Here is a 15,661-nt window from a genome sequence, read left to right on the forward strand (position 1 = left end):
ACAACAGGCTTAAATGTCATGAAACTTTCTGCAATTCCAGTTGTGAAGTTACCAATCGTTGATGCAAGTACAGATCCACTGGATTTGCTTGTATTGGGTTTAGCACTTCGTATGAAACAATTGGCTCGTACCAGTCCAAAATTTATTGAATTGACTCATGATCGTCAGTTCCGTATTCAGATTGGTACCGACTTGGGCGTGGCACGCCAAATTATTGTGAACAATGGTCAAATTGATACCGTTTCAGGTGCTGAACAAAAAGCTGATTTTGTTTTACAGTTTGCTGACAGTGAGCAAGGTGTAAAAACTTTAGTAAAAGGCGATCCAACAGCTTTTATGACGGGTATGCAAAACGGCAGCATCAAAATGGAAGGAGATTTCAGTTTGCTAGTCTGGTTTAACCAAGTTGCTAAGCTGATTCCACCAAAAGTTCCCAAACCAGTAAAAGACAAAATTAAATTGGCACGTCAATTCTTAAAAGAGAAGACTGGACGCTAAGCGAATCGATAATCTTAAAAAGTCCGATCTGATCGGGCTTTTTAAGATTTAAACATTGCCATTAAGATCAAGATTTTGATTATTCAACTTCTAATTATTCAACTTCCAAGTTAAAGGTCACTGGTCCATCATTGACCAAATGAACTTTCATATCTGCTGCGAAAATACCTGTTTCAACGTTTTTAAATTGTGATCGAGCATAATCAACCAATTGTTGATAAAGCGCTTGAGCTTCAGTGGGCGGCATGGCTGGTCCAAAGTCTGGACGCAAGCCTTTTTGCGTTTGTGCCATTAATGTGAATTGAGAAACCAATAAAATCCCGCCATTGGCTTGGCTGACGTTCCACCCCATTTTGCCTTGCTCATCATCAAAAAAACGATATTTCAAAATTTTATCAATTAATTTTTGACCTTTTTCAAAATTGTCATCCTTAGCTAAGCCTAGAAAAACCAAAATTCCTTTTTGAATTTCTCCAGTGGTTTCACCCTCAACAACGACTTTGGCTTCTAACACTCTTTGTAATAATGCGCGCATATAAACAATAAGACTAAAATATGATAAGCCTATTCTAACAGGGAAAACTCAGTAAGATGATGTGAGCAAGTCATTGATGTAGAGCTGAATCTATTGGTAAGCTTTTGAATAAAAATAGAATTTATGGCATTCTAATATAAATAGATAAATTAAAAAAACAAATATGCCGAGATTTATGTTGAGCTTAACTGAAAATATAGTTCATCACTTATAAATGATTACGTTATCTCAGTGAAAAATATGCTTTAATAAAAACAGCATAGCGAAATTAAAATAGATATGGCGCCAATCATCCAATCCTTGCTCGATACAGATTTATATAAATTTACCATGTTACAAGTGGTGCTACATAAATTTCCACAAACGCACAGTGTGTATCATTTTCGCTGTCGTAATCTAGATGCTACGGTTTATCCCCTGACGGATATTCTGGATGATTTGAACGAGCAGCTCGATCATCTCTGCTTACTCAAATTCCAAGAAGATGAATTGCAATATTTACGCAGTATGCGTTTTATCAAAAGTGATTTTGTCGACTATTTAGAATTATTCCAACTGAAACGTCGTTTTATTAAAGCGGGTATTGATGAACAAGGTCGTTTAGACATTTGGGTTGAAGGCCCAATGGTTCAGGCGATGATGTTTGAAATTTTTGTTCTGGCGATTGTCAATGAACTTTATTTTAGCCGGATTCGTAATGATGACATTTATGTTGAAGGTGAACGTCGTCTACAAGCCAAAGTTGAATTATTAAAGAAATTTGAACAACAACAAGGCACACAAGCTCCTCCCTTTTTAGTTTCAGATTTTGGTACTCGCCGTCGCTATAGTCTAGATTGGCAAAGACATGTGATCCAGACCTTCCATGCAGCTGTACCCAATGTATTTAGAGGTACCAGTAATGTCCTCTTGGCAAAAGAATTAAATATTCATCCAATTGGAACCATGGCACATGAGTTTCTACAAGCATTCCAAGCGCTAGATGTCCGCTTAAGAGATTTTCAAAAAGCTGCTTTAGAAACATGGGTACAAGAGTATCGTGGCGATTTGGGCATTGCCTTGACCGATGTGGTTGGTATGGATGCATTCTTACAAGATTTTGATTTGTATTTTGCCAAGCTATTTGATGGCTTACGTCATGACAGTGGTGACCCATTTGAATGGGGTGATAAAGCTTATCAACACTACCGAAAACTAAAAATTGATACCAAAACCAAGATGCTGACGTTTAGTGATGGATTAGATATAGAGCGTGCGTGGGCGTTGTATCAATACTTTAAAGATCGCTTTCAAGTCAGTTTTGGTATTGGTACGAATTTGACCAATGATATGGGGCAAACCCCACTCAATATCGTGTTAAAACTGGTGGAATGTAACGGTCAATCAGTGGCAAAAATTTCAGATAGTCCCGGAAAAACCATGACAGACAACGATACTTTCTTAGCATACTTACGACAGGTCTTTGAAATACCTGAAGTTGTCGAAGCAGTGAAAATTGATATCTGAATTTTTGCTAAAAGAATGTGAAAAATCAGCATATTGGTAAAAAACACTGTGCTAAGATCATTTGTGCTCAAGGTCTTAAAATAGAAAAACGTATGACTACATCAGCCTTTAACTTCGAATTACTCATAGAAGCAGAACAACTTGTGCCATTTTTAGGGCATGACAAAATTCGTATTGTCGATCTAAGTCGTAGCTCTGTGTATGATCAATTACATATTCCACATGCATTGCATGTTAAACCGCAACTGCTGGTGCGACAGGAAGAACAAGCTTCAGGGTTATTGCCTGATGAGGATGGTTTAAAAGCGCTGATTGGCTATTTGAACATCTCTCCAGAACATCATGTCGTGGTCTATGATGATGAAGGTGGTGCTTGGGCTGGGCGTTTGATCTGGAATTTACATTGCCTTGGTTTTTATAATACCAGCTTACTCAATGGTGGAATTCATGCGTGGCTAGCAGCAGGCTATCCGACTTCGGCGGAAGCGGAAAGCTTTAGCAAAGTTGAAGCCTTGGTTACGGTCAATTTACAACATCTTGATCAGCACCGGATTGAATATGCTCAATTGTTGCAAAAGGTTGAGCAGCAAGCGATTCAAGTTTGGGATTGTCGAACTTCAGAAGAGTATACGGGACAGCGGTTGGCAGCGCGAGGCGGCGGTCACATTCCAAATGCACAACATTTTGAATGGAGTACTGCAATTAATCGTCAAAATCATTTAAAATTGCATCCTCTTGAACGCACGCAACAACGTCTAGAACAATTAGGCTTTCAATTTGACCAGCCTGTGGTGGTGTACTGTCAGTCACATCATCGTTCTGGTTTGGCTTATATCTTGGGGCGGTTATTGAATTGGAATATTCAAGCCTATGATGGTGCGTGGAGCGAGTGGGGCAATCGCCTCGATAGTCCAATTATTACTGGAGAATCACCTGCGTGAGTCTTACATCAGCGTTAAAAAAACAAATTTTTATCCAAGCACAAAAAGTCATTCCACAACAACAACTCAGTCGAGTTGTTGGTAAAGTTGCAGCCAGTGAAAATCCAATTGTTAAAAATATAGCGATTCAAGCATTTAAAGCCCAGTATGGGATAGACCTTTCTATTGCTGAGCAAAGTGATGCTTTAAAATATAAATCATTCAATGAATTTTTTACCCGTGCTTTAAAAGATGGTGTGCGAGAGATAGATGCAGATCAGACCAGTATTGTCTCTCCAGCAGATGGTGCAATTTCTCAGTTGGGTAAAATTAAAGATGGTGATGTATTTCAGGCCAAAGGCCAAAGTTTTTCTGTAGACAAACTGATTGGCGACCCACAATTGGCTACACCATTTATCAATGGTGAATTTGCCACGGTTTATTTATCACCACGTGATTATCACCGTGTTCATATGCCATTTGCAGGAACGTTGACAGAAACTTTGTATATCCCCGGTGAATTATTTTCTGTAAACCAAACTACAGCAGAGAATATTCCAGGTTTATTTGCGCGTAATGAGCGTATGGTATGTTTATTTGATACCGAATTAGGACGTATGGCCGTTGTTCTAGTGGGGGCAATGATTGTTGCAGGAATTGAAACTGTGGCAACTGGTAAAGTAAAACCAACAGGGCGTTTAGAGTTAAACCAGCACGATTTGGCCTTAGAAAAGGGTGCTGAGCTTGGACGTTTTTATTTAGGTTCAACCGCAGTTATATTGTTTGAACAGAATAAAATTACTTGGGATGAACAGTTTAAAGCTAATTCTATTGTAGTGATGGGTGAAGCTTTAGGGCATACCGTTTAATTTGCTTATTCTATCATGAGGTGTACTTTCTGTTGTAGAGAGTCACCGAGTCTAAAGCCTTATAGCATCTTAAATAAGTGCATGAATATAACGATATAATGAAGAATTTCTTAGAAAATTAATGTAAGAATTCCGGTATAAGTCGCAATTTAAAGAGCCCGTTATATAAATTGGTTTTATTTTTAGAATAAATCAAAGATGATAGGCATTGAAATAAGACAGCTTTAAAGCGTGTGCATCTGCTAATGCATTGTGTGGATTTTCAGAGGCAACATGGGTTTCGATTGGATCCTGCATCCATAACTGCATGGTGAGCGGAGGTGTTTGGATACATTTCCCAGCTGAAAGCATAAGACTACGGGTAAATAAGGCAAAGTCTTCAGGCCAATCTGCCACAATTTCAAGACTTGTATATCGAGATAAATGAATCTGTAAGCGACTTTGAAATTGCGCTAAGGGAATCGGTTTTCGATTTAAACGAGGCATGACATGGTCTTTAACCCAAGTAATTGGGTCTAAGCATTCTAAAACTTCATAAAAATGCTGATTATTCTCGTCAACCAATGCCAGTGAAATTAATTCACCGCCAAAGCCATTAAATTCACAATCTAAAAATAGTTTCATTAGAATTAATCAAAAAACAAATATTAACCTGCAAAATCAAGGCGCTCTTTGGGAAAAACCACTCTAAAAATAGACCCTTGATTTTCTTTAGAATCAATTTCTAAGTAAGCATTATGTTGCATTAAAACATGCTTCACAATAGCTAGCCCTAAACCTGTTCCACCCGTTTGACGGCTTCGTGCACTGTCTACGCGATAAAAGCGTTCAGTTAAACGTGGAATATGTTTTGGGTCAATCCCGATCCCGGTATCTTCAACGGTAAAATAACCATGTTCACTGTCATCATGCCAGCCGATTGTAACGGTGCCACCTTTTGGAGTGTATTTAATCGCATTGGTAATTAAATTACTAAACGCACTGGCAAGTTCTGCATCGGAACCAATCAGGTCACAATGGCTGTCGATATCTAAGTTTAAAGTATGTCCATAATCAACATTGTAGGCTTGTGCATCATCAAAAAGCTGATTCATCAAATTCGGCATATCGATGATTTGATTTTTTGCGACTTGTTTATTACCTTCCAAACGTGAAAGCAAGAGTAAGTCATTGACCAACGCATTCATACGACGTGTTTGCGATTGCATCTGTTCAAATGCTCGTTTCCAGCGCGGATTTAAATCCTCTTGGTCGGTAAATGTTTCGATATAACCACTGAGTACAGTGAGTGGTGTACGCAGTTCATGTGAAATATTGTCGACAAAGTCTTTGCGCATCTGTTCTAGATTATGTACACGTGTCACATCGTAAGCGACGAGCAAACGGCTTTCACTGCCAAAACGTGTGAGTTTAATCTGTACATAATGCTCTTCATAAACAGAAGATTTTATTTTAATGCCATCTGGAGATTGGTCGATATTATTAAAATATTCAATAAAGCTCGGCTGGCGGATAATGGTCAAGATATTACGCCCACGATCTAGAGGTTGAATGCCCAACAGTCTTTCTGCCGCAGGATTCCACCATTCAATCTGATGTAATTCATCCGTTAAAACAACAGCTTCGGCCAAAGCAATCAGTGAAGATTGGGCACGGTCAATCAAGCCGACCATTTCAGCCTGAACCACACGTTCTTGGCGTTGTGCGCGATAAACATTAAACAATAGCGCTCCCCAAATACCCTCTAAATTGGGCGGAGAATCGTAAGGACGATTCGAAATCCATTCATTCACCAAGTATAAAGAGCGTAATTGAAATAGGAAAAAAACCGCAAAACCGATGGAAATAGTAATCCAAAAATACCCTATCCCTAAACCAATAAATCCACCAATGATGAGTAAAAAACCAAGCAGGCGTAAATCTTGTTTTGCAAATTCCCACAAGCTACTGTAACGAAATTTTTTATGTTCTCGCGCAAGATCTGGGACGGGGTAGGGTTCATACATAGAAAATTATTTACCTTGAGAATGCTTAACCTAAGGCAACATCTGCACGGGTAGAGAAACGATAACCCGTTCCACGTACAGTTTGTACGTAGCGATCGGCGCCATATGGTTCAAGCACTTTACGTAAGCGGCGGATGTGTACGTCAATCGTACGGTCTTCAATATACACGTTGCCACCCCAGACCTGATCGAGTAACTGGGCACGTGTATAAGCACGTTCAGGATGAGTCATAAAAAATGCCAATAATCGGTATTCTGTTGGACCCATTTCCAAAATATTATCACTAAAACTGACGCGTTGGCTCACTGGATCAAGAATTAATCCATTGGCATCAATGGTTTTTTCGCCACTCAGGGCATTGGCACGACGAAGTACTGCTTTGATACGAGAAACCAATTCACGAGTAGAGAATGGTTTGGTCATATAGTCATCTGCACCAGCATCAAGACCTTGAACTTTATGGTCTTCTTCACCGCGTGCTGTCAACATGATGACTGGAATTTCTGCCAAATTTTCATCACGTTTTAAGCGACGACATAAGTCTACACCGCTCACACCGCCAGGCATCATCCAATCGAGTAAAATCAAAGATGGTCGTTGGTCAACAATCATTTGATGGGCTTGTTTTGCATCTTCAGCTTGCAAGCATTGAAAGCCTGCCATATCCAATGAGGTATGAATCATTTCTCGAATCGGAAGTTCGTCATCGACGATTAATATATAGTCATCTTTCACAACGCAATATCCTATGTATGAACGGTGTACCGTCTTTTATTTATGACAGGCTTATTACAAAGATTAATTATGACAGTATCATTGCAAAAAGAAGATGTTGACGAATTTTTGCAAAAAAATGTGACAAATAATCGTCGATATGATGAATAATCCATGAAATTTTTAAATAAATCTTCCATTTTATGAAAAGAAATTTATTTAAATTGAAAATAAAAATGAGATATTTGACATTTTTATGACGATTTGATGACAAAAATATTTAAGCTAACAATCTTATTGAGATGAAAATGAATCAATCAGCGATACAAATACAATTTCACATGCTGAGACAATTTCTTCAAGCGATTGTTTAAATCCACCCATGACCCAGCGAACCGCAATTTGAGTCACATAGCCATTTAAACCTGTGGCAACCAAGGAAATTTCTTGTTCACTGCGTTCAATATGCGGCATCATTAGGGTAACAAAGGAGTGAATTAATCGGTCAAAACGGCCCATCGTTTCATGGATTGTGGCATGATTATGCAGTTCTTGAACCAGCATGGCGTCAATATAAATAATACGCGCCACACGTGGATCATTTTTTAACATGGTAAAGATTGCAGTTAAGCCACCACGGATCATATTTTTAGGATCAGGTGCTGCTTGCATGACCCCTTGCATTACGGTTTGTTGTAATTGTTCAATCAGTTGTAGGAAGATGACTTGGAACAGTTCTTCACTTTTTTTGAAGGACTCATAAAAATAACGTTCAGTCAGTTTCGCTTCATTACAAATATCTTTAACGGTGACAGAAAAAAAACCATGCGTGCCATAGGCTTCAATCCCTGCTTCGATCAACTTTTCTCGACGTGCAAGTTTTCGCTCAGATAAGGACATACCCTTAAATTGACGTTCTTTGACTGCTTTATTTATAGTTTTCTTTTCAGTTGAAAGTGGTTCATTCATTGTAAAAAATTACTCGTGTCATATTTGATTGTCACAAAGAAGCGCTTATTTTAGCAATAAAAGCCATTGAAACCTATTCTAGAATTTTTGTATAAAAAAACATCGGTTAAATCACAATATAATATTGACAATAATGATTGTCAAAATTATATTGAGCAAGTGAGCTGCACATCACTCTGAATGCTTTGTGCGGGTTTAAAAAAGGATAGACAATGAAAAATTTTAAAAACAAAGTCGCTGCAATTACTGGTGCTGGCTCTGGTATGGGACAACAACTTGCTATTTTATTGGCAAAAGCAGGTTGTCATTTATCCATTAGTGATGTGAATGAAAAAGGTTTATCTGAAACCGTTGAACTGGTCAAACCATATAATGTCCGTGTGACCTCAAAAAAAGTGAATGTTGCCAAAGTTGAAGAAATGCGAGCTTGGGCTGAGGATACTGTGCAAAATCATGGTTCTGTAAACATGATTTTTAACAATGCTGGTGTAGCTTTAGGATCTACCGTAGAAGGTGCATCTTATGACGAACTTGAATGGATTATGAATATCAATTTCTGGGGCGTTGTCTATGGAACAAAAGAATTTTTGCCTTATATCAAGAAAACAGGTGATGGACATATCATCAACATTTCGAGCTTATTTGGTTTAACGGCTCAGCCGACCCAGTCTGCATACAATGCATCTAAATTTGCGGTACGTGGTTTTACTGAATCATTACGTCAAGAATTAGACATTGAAAAGTGTGGCGTATCTGCTCTATGTGTTCATCCTGGCGGTATTCGTACCAATATTGCAAATGATGCGCGTATGAATGACAGCTTACGTTCTTTGGGGATGAACCCTGAGAAATCAGCAAAAGCATTTAATAAATTATTGCGTATGCCTCCAGAAGATGCTGCTCAACAAATGTTGGATGCTGTATTGAAAGACAAGCGCCGTTTACTTATTGGGAATGATGCAAAAACCTTAGATTTAATTCAGCGTATTTTACCGACTGGATATCAAAAAATTACAGGTTTTGCGACTAAGTTTAGTAAAAAGTTAGAACCAAAATAGTTGATTGATATTAAAAAACCGTCAAGCTGACGGTTTTTTTCATTTTAGACTTTGAGAAATAATGGGTTGAATAACAACTTAATATCCATTCGTTTAAATTAAGATCTCAATGGTTTTCTTTTTCCAGACAAATTGGTAATAAAGACCTTGCATAAGACATAGACTGAAAAAGGTCAGGGCAAGAGCATACCAAATGCCTTGTAAACCAAACCATTGACTAAATAAGTAGGCACACGGAACTTCAATGAGCAGAATGGATAAAATATTAAAAATCATAGGCACAGTCACAGTTCCGCTGGCCCGCATGATCGAAGCAAAAATTGCACTTGCTCCAAAAAATATAATTGACCACAACACGATAAATAGTAATTGCTGACCCAACTCAATTACAGACGGATCTGTAATAAACAACGCCATCAAATATTTTGAACAAATATAGGCCAAGAGTACCAATGAACCTGTAATCACGATATTACTCAACAGCGCTGTTCGCGTCACTTTTGCCAGTAGTTCAGATTTCCCAGCACCAATAGCTTGAGCTGCGAAGATAGAACCAGCAATGGCAATCGACAAAGCAGGGAATTGGATATAGTTCAGGACTTGGTTGACTGCACCATATGCTGCTGTTGCGTGAGCGCCATGTTGATTGACCAGTCCAATCACCACCAGTCCTGCGACCGAGTTGGTCACCATTTGAATACCTGTCGGCACACCCAAGCGCAAGATACTGCGACTAAATTGAGGGTGATAGCGGATATGTTGGATTAACGCTGCATCAGGTCTTAAAGCATGATCTTTTTTATTCAAATAGACATAAAGGAAAACTAAAGTTGAAATAAAGCCTAGGCCACTGGCAATTGCTGGAGCAATAATGCCGAGCTTAGGTAGCCCAAAATAACCGCCAATCAAGGCTGGAGTTACAATGACGCCAACAATGATCGTTAGACTTGAAGCCATCAATGGTGTGGTACTGTCACCCACACCACGTAAAATAGACGTATAGGTGATGTAGATGAATAGAAAAGGACTACTCATTAACATCCATTGAACATAGGGCAGGGCAAGATGCATGATTTTGGGATCTATCCCCAAAAGCAATAGAATCTGTTTGGCAAAAAACACCCCTAAAAAGGCAATGATTGATCCACCAATGAGGGTCATAAATAACAATGCGCCAACAATGGTACGCACTTTTTCGATATCTTTAGCACCCCAAGCTTGTCCAACTAGAACAGTCGCACCTGTAGATAGACCAATCACAAAAGCCAGCAATAAAAATAGGATCGGAAAAAATACTGAAATTGCGGCAATCGCTTCTACTCCCAGCATTTGCCCAACAAAAATGGTATTAATTGTTCCAGACAGGTTTTGCAGAATATTGGTTAGAATCAATGGACCAAGGAAGATTAAAAAAACCTTCCAGAATTTGGGTTGGTGAAGCATATCGGGACGAGCTGGCATCTTTTATTCTACTGTCTATTTCGAGTATCTTTATCTTATTGATAATATAACAAACGCTGAGAAAAAAGCCTGAGTATTTGAGTAACTCAGGCTTTAATTTTACAGAGATGATCTGTATGGGTTGGGATTAAATTTGGGTTAAAATTTCACAGGCCTGAATCAAAGTTTGCTCCTTTTTGGCAAAACAAAAACGCACTAAACGTAAATTTTCAGGGGCTTGCTTATAAAAAACAGAAACTGGAATCGCCACAATTTTATGTTCTTCCGCTAAGAATTTACACATATCGATATCATTTAAATCTGGGCGAATTTGGCTGTAATCAACATTTTGAAAGAATGTGCCTTGAGAGGGAATTAAACTGAATTTTGAATTCGCAATACCTGAAATAAACAGGTCACGTTTTTGCTGATAGAAGCTTGATAGATCGTCAATATGTTCAGGATGCTGTTGCATAAAATTGGCAAGCGCCATTTGTACGGGTGTTACCCCACAGAAGTTGGCAAATTGATAAATTTGACGGAATACTTTCATGAGCTCGGGTGTCGCAATGCAATAACCTGTTTTCCAACCTGTTACATGGAAAGTTTTACCAAAAGAACCGACCACAAAACTACGTTCTCTGAGTTCAGGAAATGACAATGCTGAATAATGTTTTTCGCCGTCATAAATCAAATGCTCATAGACTTCGTCTGAAAGCACAATAATATTTTTATCTTGGATTAATTCAATTAAATTTAGCCAGTCTTGTTTAGACCAAATCGCGCCAGTTGGATTGTGTGGGGTATTTACAATGACCATACGGGTTTTATCTGTAATTGCAGATTTGACTTGATTCCAATCCACAGAAAACTCAGGCGCATTGAGTGGAATATGAATGGCTTTACCACCGACCAATTGCACGCTCGGAGCATAGCTGTCATAGCTTGGATCAAAAATAATCACTTCATCGTCTTGATGAATGATAGCTTGTATGGCACTAAAAATCCCGATCGTTGCCCCAGGAGTGATGGTGATTTCGGTGACTGGATCAAGTTGTAATTGATCACGTTTTAAAAACAGTTGAGCCAGTTGTTCTCTTAGGGCTAATAAACCATCACCTGCTGCGTATTGGTTAAAACCATCTAATGTAGCTTGGCTGAGTGATTGTAGCAACGCTGGTGGTGCATCAAAGTCTGGAAAACCTTGTGACAGGTTAAGGGCGTTAAGACGATGTGCCATAGCGGTCATGATGCTAAAAATGGTGACACCTTGAGCAGGGAGTTTGGAGTGGATTTCGATCATGACCAGACTGATTTTATAAATGTATTAGTGGCAGTTTAGCAGGTCGTTTTAAGGAGCTGAATAGGATTAAGTAATCTATTGGTTAGGGGGAGAGGTGCTGTAGGAATTTAAGATAGAGAAATTAGATTTGAGAGGGGTAATATGTTGTTACAGAGTATGTTGGGTGAAGTTCATTAAAGCGATGTTGTTCTAGAGTCAAAGTAAGTTGACTTGCGGTAGGATCCTGACTATAACTTATTTATAATAATTTTAGCGATACTACAATAATGGAAAATAAATCAATCACATATAAAACTTTATGGGTCTTTGCACTCATTCTAAGTTTAGGATTCATTATCTCCGCAAGTGTCTTGGGCTATGCACTTAAGCAGTTTAATGGAGAAAAAAATTCAATAGTCGTCAAAGGGTTGGCTGAAAAACCCATACAAGCGGATTTAGCACGCTGGGAAATTCATCTGCAAACCAGTCATGCTTCAGACAGTGTTTCAGCCGCCTATCAATTGTTGGATCAAGAAATAAAAGCGTTACAAGATTTCTTTGTTGAGCGTGGATTTAAGGCAACAGAAATGAAATTGGGTAATAAAAGCTCTCAACCCTATTATGAGGAAGTTAATCAGGGAGATGGGAAAGTTACCCGTGAGTTTAGAGGTTATACTGCAATGCAGTCGTTGGTGATTGATAGTCGTGATATTCAAAAGATTGAAAAAGCAGCAAAAGATGCTTATTTACTAGATGAAAAAGGCATATCCATCGAGCAGAAACCGCAGTATTTAGTGTCAAATCTGGAAGAAATAAAAATGTCATTGATCGCCAATGCAACTAAAAATGCGCATAGTCGCGCCAATGAGTTTGCAAAGGTCGGTGGGGTAAAAGTCGGTGCGATGCGTTCTGCAAGTCAGGGCGCGTTTTATATTTTACCTGAAAGTGGTTCTGATGATGATAGCGATTATGGCGGTGCTTATGACAAAGCCACCATTAATAAAATTGCGCGTGTTGTCGTGACCATCAATTATGCGATTGATTGATACAGTTGATAAAAAGTCCAGTGCTAAAAAATGGGAGCTAGACTCCCATTTTTTTATGATTTAAATATGATTCATCACGATTAGCCAAATACCTAAGATAGAATCCATTTTATTGTATTCTTAAATCGCAAAATCAATCACAGCACGAATCACACCTAAACTTAGACCAATAAATGCGCCTACTACAACACCATTGACACGGATCATATGTAAATCACCACCTACCTCATTTTCAATCTTGGCGATCATTTCGGTAGAGTCCCATTCATGGATACGTTGACTAATAAATTTAATCACTTTCTCACTATATTGGTCACTTAAATTGATGGCAATTCCGCTGATTCGATCATTCAATAATTCTCGTACAGACTGATTTTGCATCAAGTTTTCACCAAGCTGTTGAATGGCGATACGTAAATTCATGGCAATACCCGAGTCTGCTTTAAGCAAGTCAGATTTAACCGCATCACATAAAATCACCACGGCACCAGTAATAAAGTGGAGTACCGGTTCGCTGTCTAAAAGAGCATTCTTGGTTTCATTTAAACTTATGCTGGCATGACTATTGTTATCCGCCAATTGCAACATAAGCTCATGTGCAGCTTCTTCAATTTTTTGACGAATAGGATGCTCGTGATCAGCAAGCATGGATTCCACTTTTTCAATCACTGAATCAATGGTCCGTTGCTCAACATCAATCCCAATCCAGCTGGCACCTTTAGCAAGACGGGAAACACCAAGCTCTTTAAACATAGTTTGAGTGATTTCACGGGTTTTTTCAGGATGGGTCATCATCCATTCATGGGCAATATCCAGTCCACGTTGTAATACATCTTGATGAAAATCATTTTCTAAAACTGCGCGCAACATTTCACTTGCCAATTGGTTCATTCGAGTATTTCGAACCCATTGAACACTGTTGTTTTGAATAAAGCGTCCAATTTGGTCTTGCCCCACAAATTCAAAAATTTTCGGAACCGTTTGCTGAATTACGTCCACCACTTGACCGTTATTTTTAGGATTGGCCAGCCATTGACCGACAGCAAAACTAAGATCAATACTTTTTAAACTACGTTCAACAATTTGTGGAGATAGAAAATTCTCTTGGACAAATTTACCCATCGATTCCGCAATACGTGCTTTATTACGTGGAATGATTTCGGTGTGATCTTTTAGAAATTTAGGAATGGGAATTTTCCCAAAGGGATTACGGAACAATACGGTAATCGCATACCAATCGGCTAAGCCACCGACCACACCAGCTTCAGCGCCCAGCATGAGAATATGAATAAACCAAGCGTACTCAGGCATCAGTTTGGCGGAAATGATCAAAGCAAACCATGCGACAACAGCCACCACCAAGGCGATGGTCGCAAAGCGTTTGCTTCGATCTAAGTTTGGAATTTCATTAAGAACTTCACTTTGTTCAATTCCGCTCATTCATTTTCCTAAATAGATTTCTGCATTTTTATTTCGTTGATGTTACCGCATCAGGCTGTGGTTGCAGTACTTGTCCTGTCGGACTAACACCATATTTTTGTCCTAAAGATTGCAAAATCAGACGAGCGTCAAATGCATCATTCGGCGATGATTTTTTATCTTTATAACATTCTATCGTATAGGAAATTTGAACAGGGTCAATGGTCACGACTTGTGGCATATCATAAAATGGGTCATTCCAGAACACAGGATGACGACGATAGCCCCAGCCATATGGATAGTAGTTTGATGACGGATAAACTACTGCTTTACGAGGCGGTTGCTGAGTTCGATTGCTTGGGTCATCTAAAACCTTGAAGTAAGTAAATCCATTTAAAAGCGTTGTTTGTGCAGCTTTGACAAGATTAATTTCTTCAGCTGTTCCAAAACTCATATTGCTATTACCTTGGAAACTGATGCGATAGCTATGATCATTGAGAGGTACCGTGGTGTATTGTCCAAGCTGGTCAAAGGTACGCGGTTTGCTAGGGGTCGTTGCACAACCTGTGAAGGTGAGTGCCACCGCAATAACCAGACCAATGAGTACTTTGTTCATGTGTCTCTCCTTTCCATTCTTCTGGATGGAATTTAATGAATTTTTAATCCTCTGTATATTGTTCTAAATTGATGGACTGACAATGAATTTCAAGAAGAATTTTGTTAATTCAAGATGATATCGATCAGGGAAAATGGTTGTTCACATAAAGTTTAAACAGTAAGCCCAGTATTATGCGTATTTGATCCATAATAAAAATGGACCTTGTTTATAGAGAAATTAATGAGTATTCAAATCAAAGGCTATATTGCAACAAGCGCAGATGGCTATATTGCAACACTAGATGGTTCTGTAGATTTTTTAGCGCCATTTCAAAGTATTGATTGTGGATATGATGATTTTATCCAAGATATCGATATTGTGATTATGGGGCGTAAAACCTATGAAGTGATTTGTTCTTTTGGTGAGGCGTGGCCTTATCCAGACCAGAAAGGATTTATCGTCACTTCTAATCCTGATTTAGCTTTAACTCATGCCTCGCTTTCGCGGTGGAACTTAGGTGTGGATGAACTTGTTGAGCACCTTAAACAGAATTATAACGGTAATGTCTGGATTGTCGGTGGAACACAATTGCAGAATACCTTTATTGAACAGAAGCTACTCAATACCTTAGAAGTTTTTATCATGCCTGTTCTACTTGGAAAGGGCATACCGCTCTTTCCAAGTTTTGACTCGCGTGAACAGCAGTTAAAGTCCATACATGCTGAAATGATTGAAAATACCATTATTAAACACAGCTATGTTTTCTAAAAGTTGATGATTGTTGTGGGTCATTATGATTT

Annotated in this window: 16 protein-coding genes; 7 read left to right on the forward strand and 9 right to left on the reverse strand. The window is 38.7% G+C overall.

The features are described 5' to 3' along the window. Positions 1-18: 18 nt before the first annotated feature. Positions 19-498: an SCP-2 sterol transfer family protein gene (locus tag ACG9ZL_RS14940; protein WP_336952518.1), complete on the forward strand. Its 480-nt coding sequence runs from the start codon at positions 19-21 to the stop codon at positions 496-498. A gap of 94 nt (positions 499-592) precedes the next feature. Here the strand turns inward: ACG9ZL_RS14940 and dtd are convergent, their stop codons facing one another. Then, positions 593-1,033 (reverse strand): D-aminoacyl-tRNA deacylase, encoded by a 441-nt coding sequence (gene dtd, locus ACG9ZL_RS14945; protein ID WP_419326925.1) that lies wholly within the window; start codon positions 1,031-1,033, stop codon positions 593-595. Positions 1,034-1,312: 279 nt separating this feature from the next. Between dtd and pncB the strand changes: the two genes are divergently transcribed. The 3 genes from pncB (at position 1,313) to asd (ending at position 4,328) form a co-directional block, all read left to right on the forward strand. Continuing rightward, positions 1,313-2,539, forward strand: coding sequence for a nicotinate phosphoribosyltransferase (pncB, locus tag ACG9ZL_RS14950; protein ID WP_004718736.1), 1,227 nt, complete (start codon positions 1,313-1,315; stop codon positions 2,537-2,539). A gap of 92 nt (positions 2,540-2,631) precedes the next feature. After that, a complete protein-coding gene (locus ACG9ZL_RS14955; RefSeq protein WP_419360595.1) occupies positions 2,632-3,480 on the forward strand; it encodes a sulfurtransferase in 849 nt (282 codons plus the stop codon). After that, complete coding sequence (asd, locus tag ACG9ZL_RS14960; RefSeq protein ID WP_419360596.1) at positions 3,477-4,328, forward strand: archaetidylserine decarboxylase; 852 nt, start codon at positions 3,477-3,479, stop codon at positions 4,326-4,328. The genes ACG9ZL_RS14955 and asd overlap by 4 nt, the downstream gene beginning before the upstream one ends. Before the next feature lie 192 nt (positions 4,329-4,520). Here the strand turns inward: asd and ACG9ZL_RS14965 are convergent, their stop codons facing one another. The 4 genes from ACG9ZL_RS14965 to ACG9ZL_RS14980 all read right to left on the reverse strand — a co-directional run bounded on the left by ACG9ZL_RS14965 (position 4,521) and on the right by ACG9ZL_RS14980 (position 8,018). Further along, positions 4,521-4,952: a hypothetical protein gene (locus ACG9ZL_RS14965; protein ID WP_336952513.1), complete on the reverse strand. Its 432-nt coding sequence runs from the start codon at positions 4,950-4,952 to the stop codon at positions 4,521-4,523. 23 nt (positions 4,953-4,975) lie between these two features. After that, complete coding sequence (gene phoR, locus ACG9ZL_RS14970) at positions 4,976-6,334, reverse strand: phosphate regulon sensor histidine kinase PhoR (protein WP_419326927.1); 1,359 nt, start codon at positions 6,332-6,334, stop codon at positions 4,976-4,978. Positions 6,335-6,359: 25 nt separating this feature from the next. Further along, the gene (gene phoB, locus ACG9ZL_RS14975; protein WP_004718724.1) at positions 6,360-7,070 is read right to left on the reverse strand and encodes a phosphate regulon transcriptional regulator PhoB; all 711 of its coding nucleotides are present in this window, start codon (positions 7,068-7,070) and stop codon (positions 6,360-6,362) included. A gap of 273 nt (positions 7,071-7,343) precedes the next feature. Then, entirely contained in the window at positions 7,344-8,018 is a 675-nt protein-coding gene (locus ACG9ZL_RS14980) for a TetR/AcrR family transcriptional regulator (protein WP_419360598.1), read from the reverse strand. A gap of 212 nt (positions 8,019-8,230) precedes the next feature. On the opposite strand from ACG9ZL_RS14980, the gene ACG9ZL_RS14985 reads away from it, so the two are divergent. Next, positions 8,231-9,076 (forward strand): SDR family NAD(P)-dependent oxidoreductase, encoded by an 846-nt coding sequence (locus tag ACG9ZL_RS14985; RefSeq protein ID WP_336952510.1) that lies wholly within the window; start codon positions 8,231-8,233, stop codon positions 9,074-9,076. Positions 9,077-9,169: 93 nt separating this feature from the next. On the opposite strand, the gene ACG9ZL_RS14990 is transcribed toward ACG9ZL_RS14985, so the two are convergent. Then, the gene (locus tag ACG9ZL_RS14990; protein ID WP_336952509.1) at positions 9,170-10,537 is read right to left on the reverse strand and encodes an MATE family efflux transporter; all 1,368 of its coding nucleotides are present in this window, start codon (positions 10,535-10,537) and stop codon (positions 9,170-9,172) included. 127 nt (positions 10,538-10,664) lie between these two features. Next, entirely contained in the window at positions 10,665-11,819 is a 1,155-nt protein-coding gene (locus ACG9ZL_RS14995; protein WP_419360599.1) for a methionine aminotransferase, read from the reverse strand. Positions 11,820-12,085: 266 nt separating this feature from the next. Here ACG9ZL_RS14995 and ACG9ZL_RS15000 point away from each other — a divergent pair, with 266 nt between their 5' ends. Continuing rightward, positions 12,086-12,844, forward strand: coding sequence for an SIMPL domain-containing protein (locus ACG9ZL_RS15000; protein WP_336952507.1), 759 nt, complete (start codon positions 12,086-12,088; stop codon positions 12,842-12,844). A gap of 120 nt (positions 12,845-12,964) precedes the next feature. Here the strand turns inward: ACG9ZL_RS15000 and ACG9ZL_RS15005 are convergent, their stop codons facing one another. Together ACG9ZL_RS15005 and ACG9ZL_RS15010 are read right to left on the reverse strand one after the other, a co-directional pair. Continuing rightward, complete coding sequence (locus tag ACG9ZL_RS15005) at positions 12,965-14,284, reverse strand: DUF445 domain-containing protein (RefSeq protein WP_419360601.1); 1,320 nt, start codon at positions 14,282-14,284, stop codon at positions 12,965-12,967. A 28-nt stretch (positions 14,285-14,312) separates the two neighbouring features. Beyond that, a complete protein-coding gene (locus tag ACG9ZL_RS15010) occupies positions 14,313-14,879 on the reverse strand; it encodes a CC0125/CC1285 family lipoprotein (protein WP_336952505.1) in 567 nt (188 codons plus the stop codon). Positions 14,880-15,101: 222 nt separating this feature from the next. Between ACG9ZL_RS15010 and ACG9ZL_RS15015 the strand changes: the two genes are divergently transcribed. Further along, positions 15,102-15,629 carry a dihydrofolate reductase family protein gene (locus ACG9ZL_RS15015; RefSeq protein WP_336952504.1) on the forward strand — a complete coding sequence of 176 codons (528 nt, stop codon included), beginning with the start codon at positions 15,102-15,104 and terminating at the stop codon, positions 15,627-15,629. Positions 15,630-15,661 lie beyond the last annotated feature (32 nt).

Source organism: Acinetobacter legionensis (assembly GCF_048551735.1).
Lineage (GTDB): Bacteria > Pseudomonadota > Gammaproteobacteria > Pseudomonadales > Moraxellaceae > Acinetobacter.

Excerpts from the sequence above, each read along its gene's own strand:
- ACG9ZL_RS14940 (WP_336952518.1), top strand. The coding sequence starts at position 19 with ATGAAACTTTCTGCAATTCCAGTTGTGAAGTTACCAATCGTTGATGCA.
- dtd (WP_419326925.1), bottom strand. The coding sequence starts at position 1,033 with ATGCGCGCATTATTACAAAGAGTGTTAGAAGCCAAAGTCGTTGTTGAG.
- pncB (WP_004718736.1), top strand. The coding sequence starts at position 1,313 with ATGGCGCCAATCATCCAATCCTTGCTCGATACAGATTTATATAAATTT.
- ACG9ZL_RS14955 (WP_419360595.1), top strand. The coding sequence starts at position 2,632 with ATGACTACATCAGCCTTTAACTTCGAATTACTCATAGAAGCAGAACAA.
- ACG9ZL_RS14965 (WP_336952513.1), bottom strand. The coding sequence starts at position 4,952 with ATGAAACTATTTTTAGATTGTGAATTTAATGGCTTTGGCGGTGAATTA.
- phoR (WP_419326927.1), bottom strand. The coding sequence starts at position 6,334 with ATGTATGAACCCTACCCCGTCCCAGATCTTGCGCGAGAACATAAAAAA.
- ACG9ZL_RS14980 (WP_419360598.1), bottom strand. The coding sequence starts at position 8,018 with ATGAATGAACCACTTTCAACTGAAAAGAAAACTATAAATAAAGCAGTC.
- ACG9ZL_RS14985 (WP_336952510.1), top strand. The coding sequence starts at position 8,231 with ATGAAAAATTTTAAAAACAAAGTCGCTGCAATTACTGGTGCTGGCTCT.
- ACG9ZL_RS14990 (WP_336952509.1), bottom strand. The coding sequence starts at position 10,537 with ATGCCAGCTCGTCCCGATATGCTTCACCAACCCAAATTCTGGAAGGTT.
- ACG9ZL_RS14995 (WP_419360599.1), bottom strand. The coding sequence starts at position 11,819 with ATGATCGAAATCCACTCCAAACTCCCTGCTCAAGGTGTCACCATTTTT.
- ACG9ZL_RS15000 (WP_336952507.1), top strand. The coding sequence starts at position 12,086 with ATGGAAAATAAATCAATCACATATAAAACTTTATGGGTCTTTGCACTC.
- ACG9ZL_RS15005 (WP_419360601.1), bottom strand. The coding sequence starts at position 14,284 with ATGAGCGGAATTGAACAAAGTGAAGTTCTTAATGAAATTCCAAACTTA.
- ACG9ZL_RS15010 (WP_336952505.1), bottom strand. The coding sequence starts at position 14,879 with ATGAACAAAGTACTCATTGGTCTGGTTATTGCGGTGGCACTCACCTTC.
- ACG9ZL_RS15015 (WP_336952504.1), top strand. The coding sequence starts at position 15,102 with ATGAGTATTCAAATCAAAGGCTATATTGCAACAAGCGCAGATGGCTAT.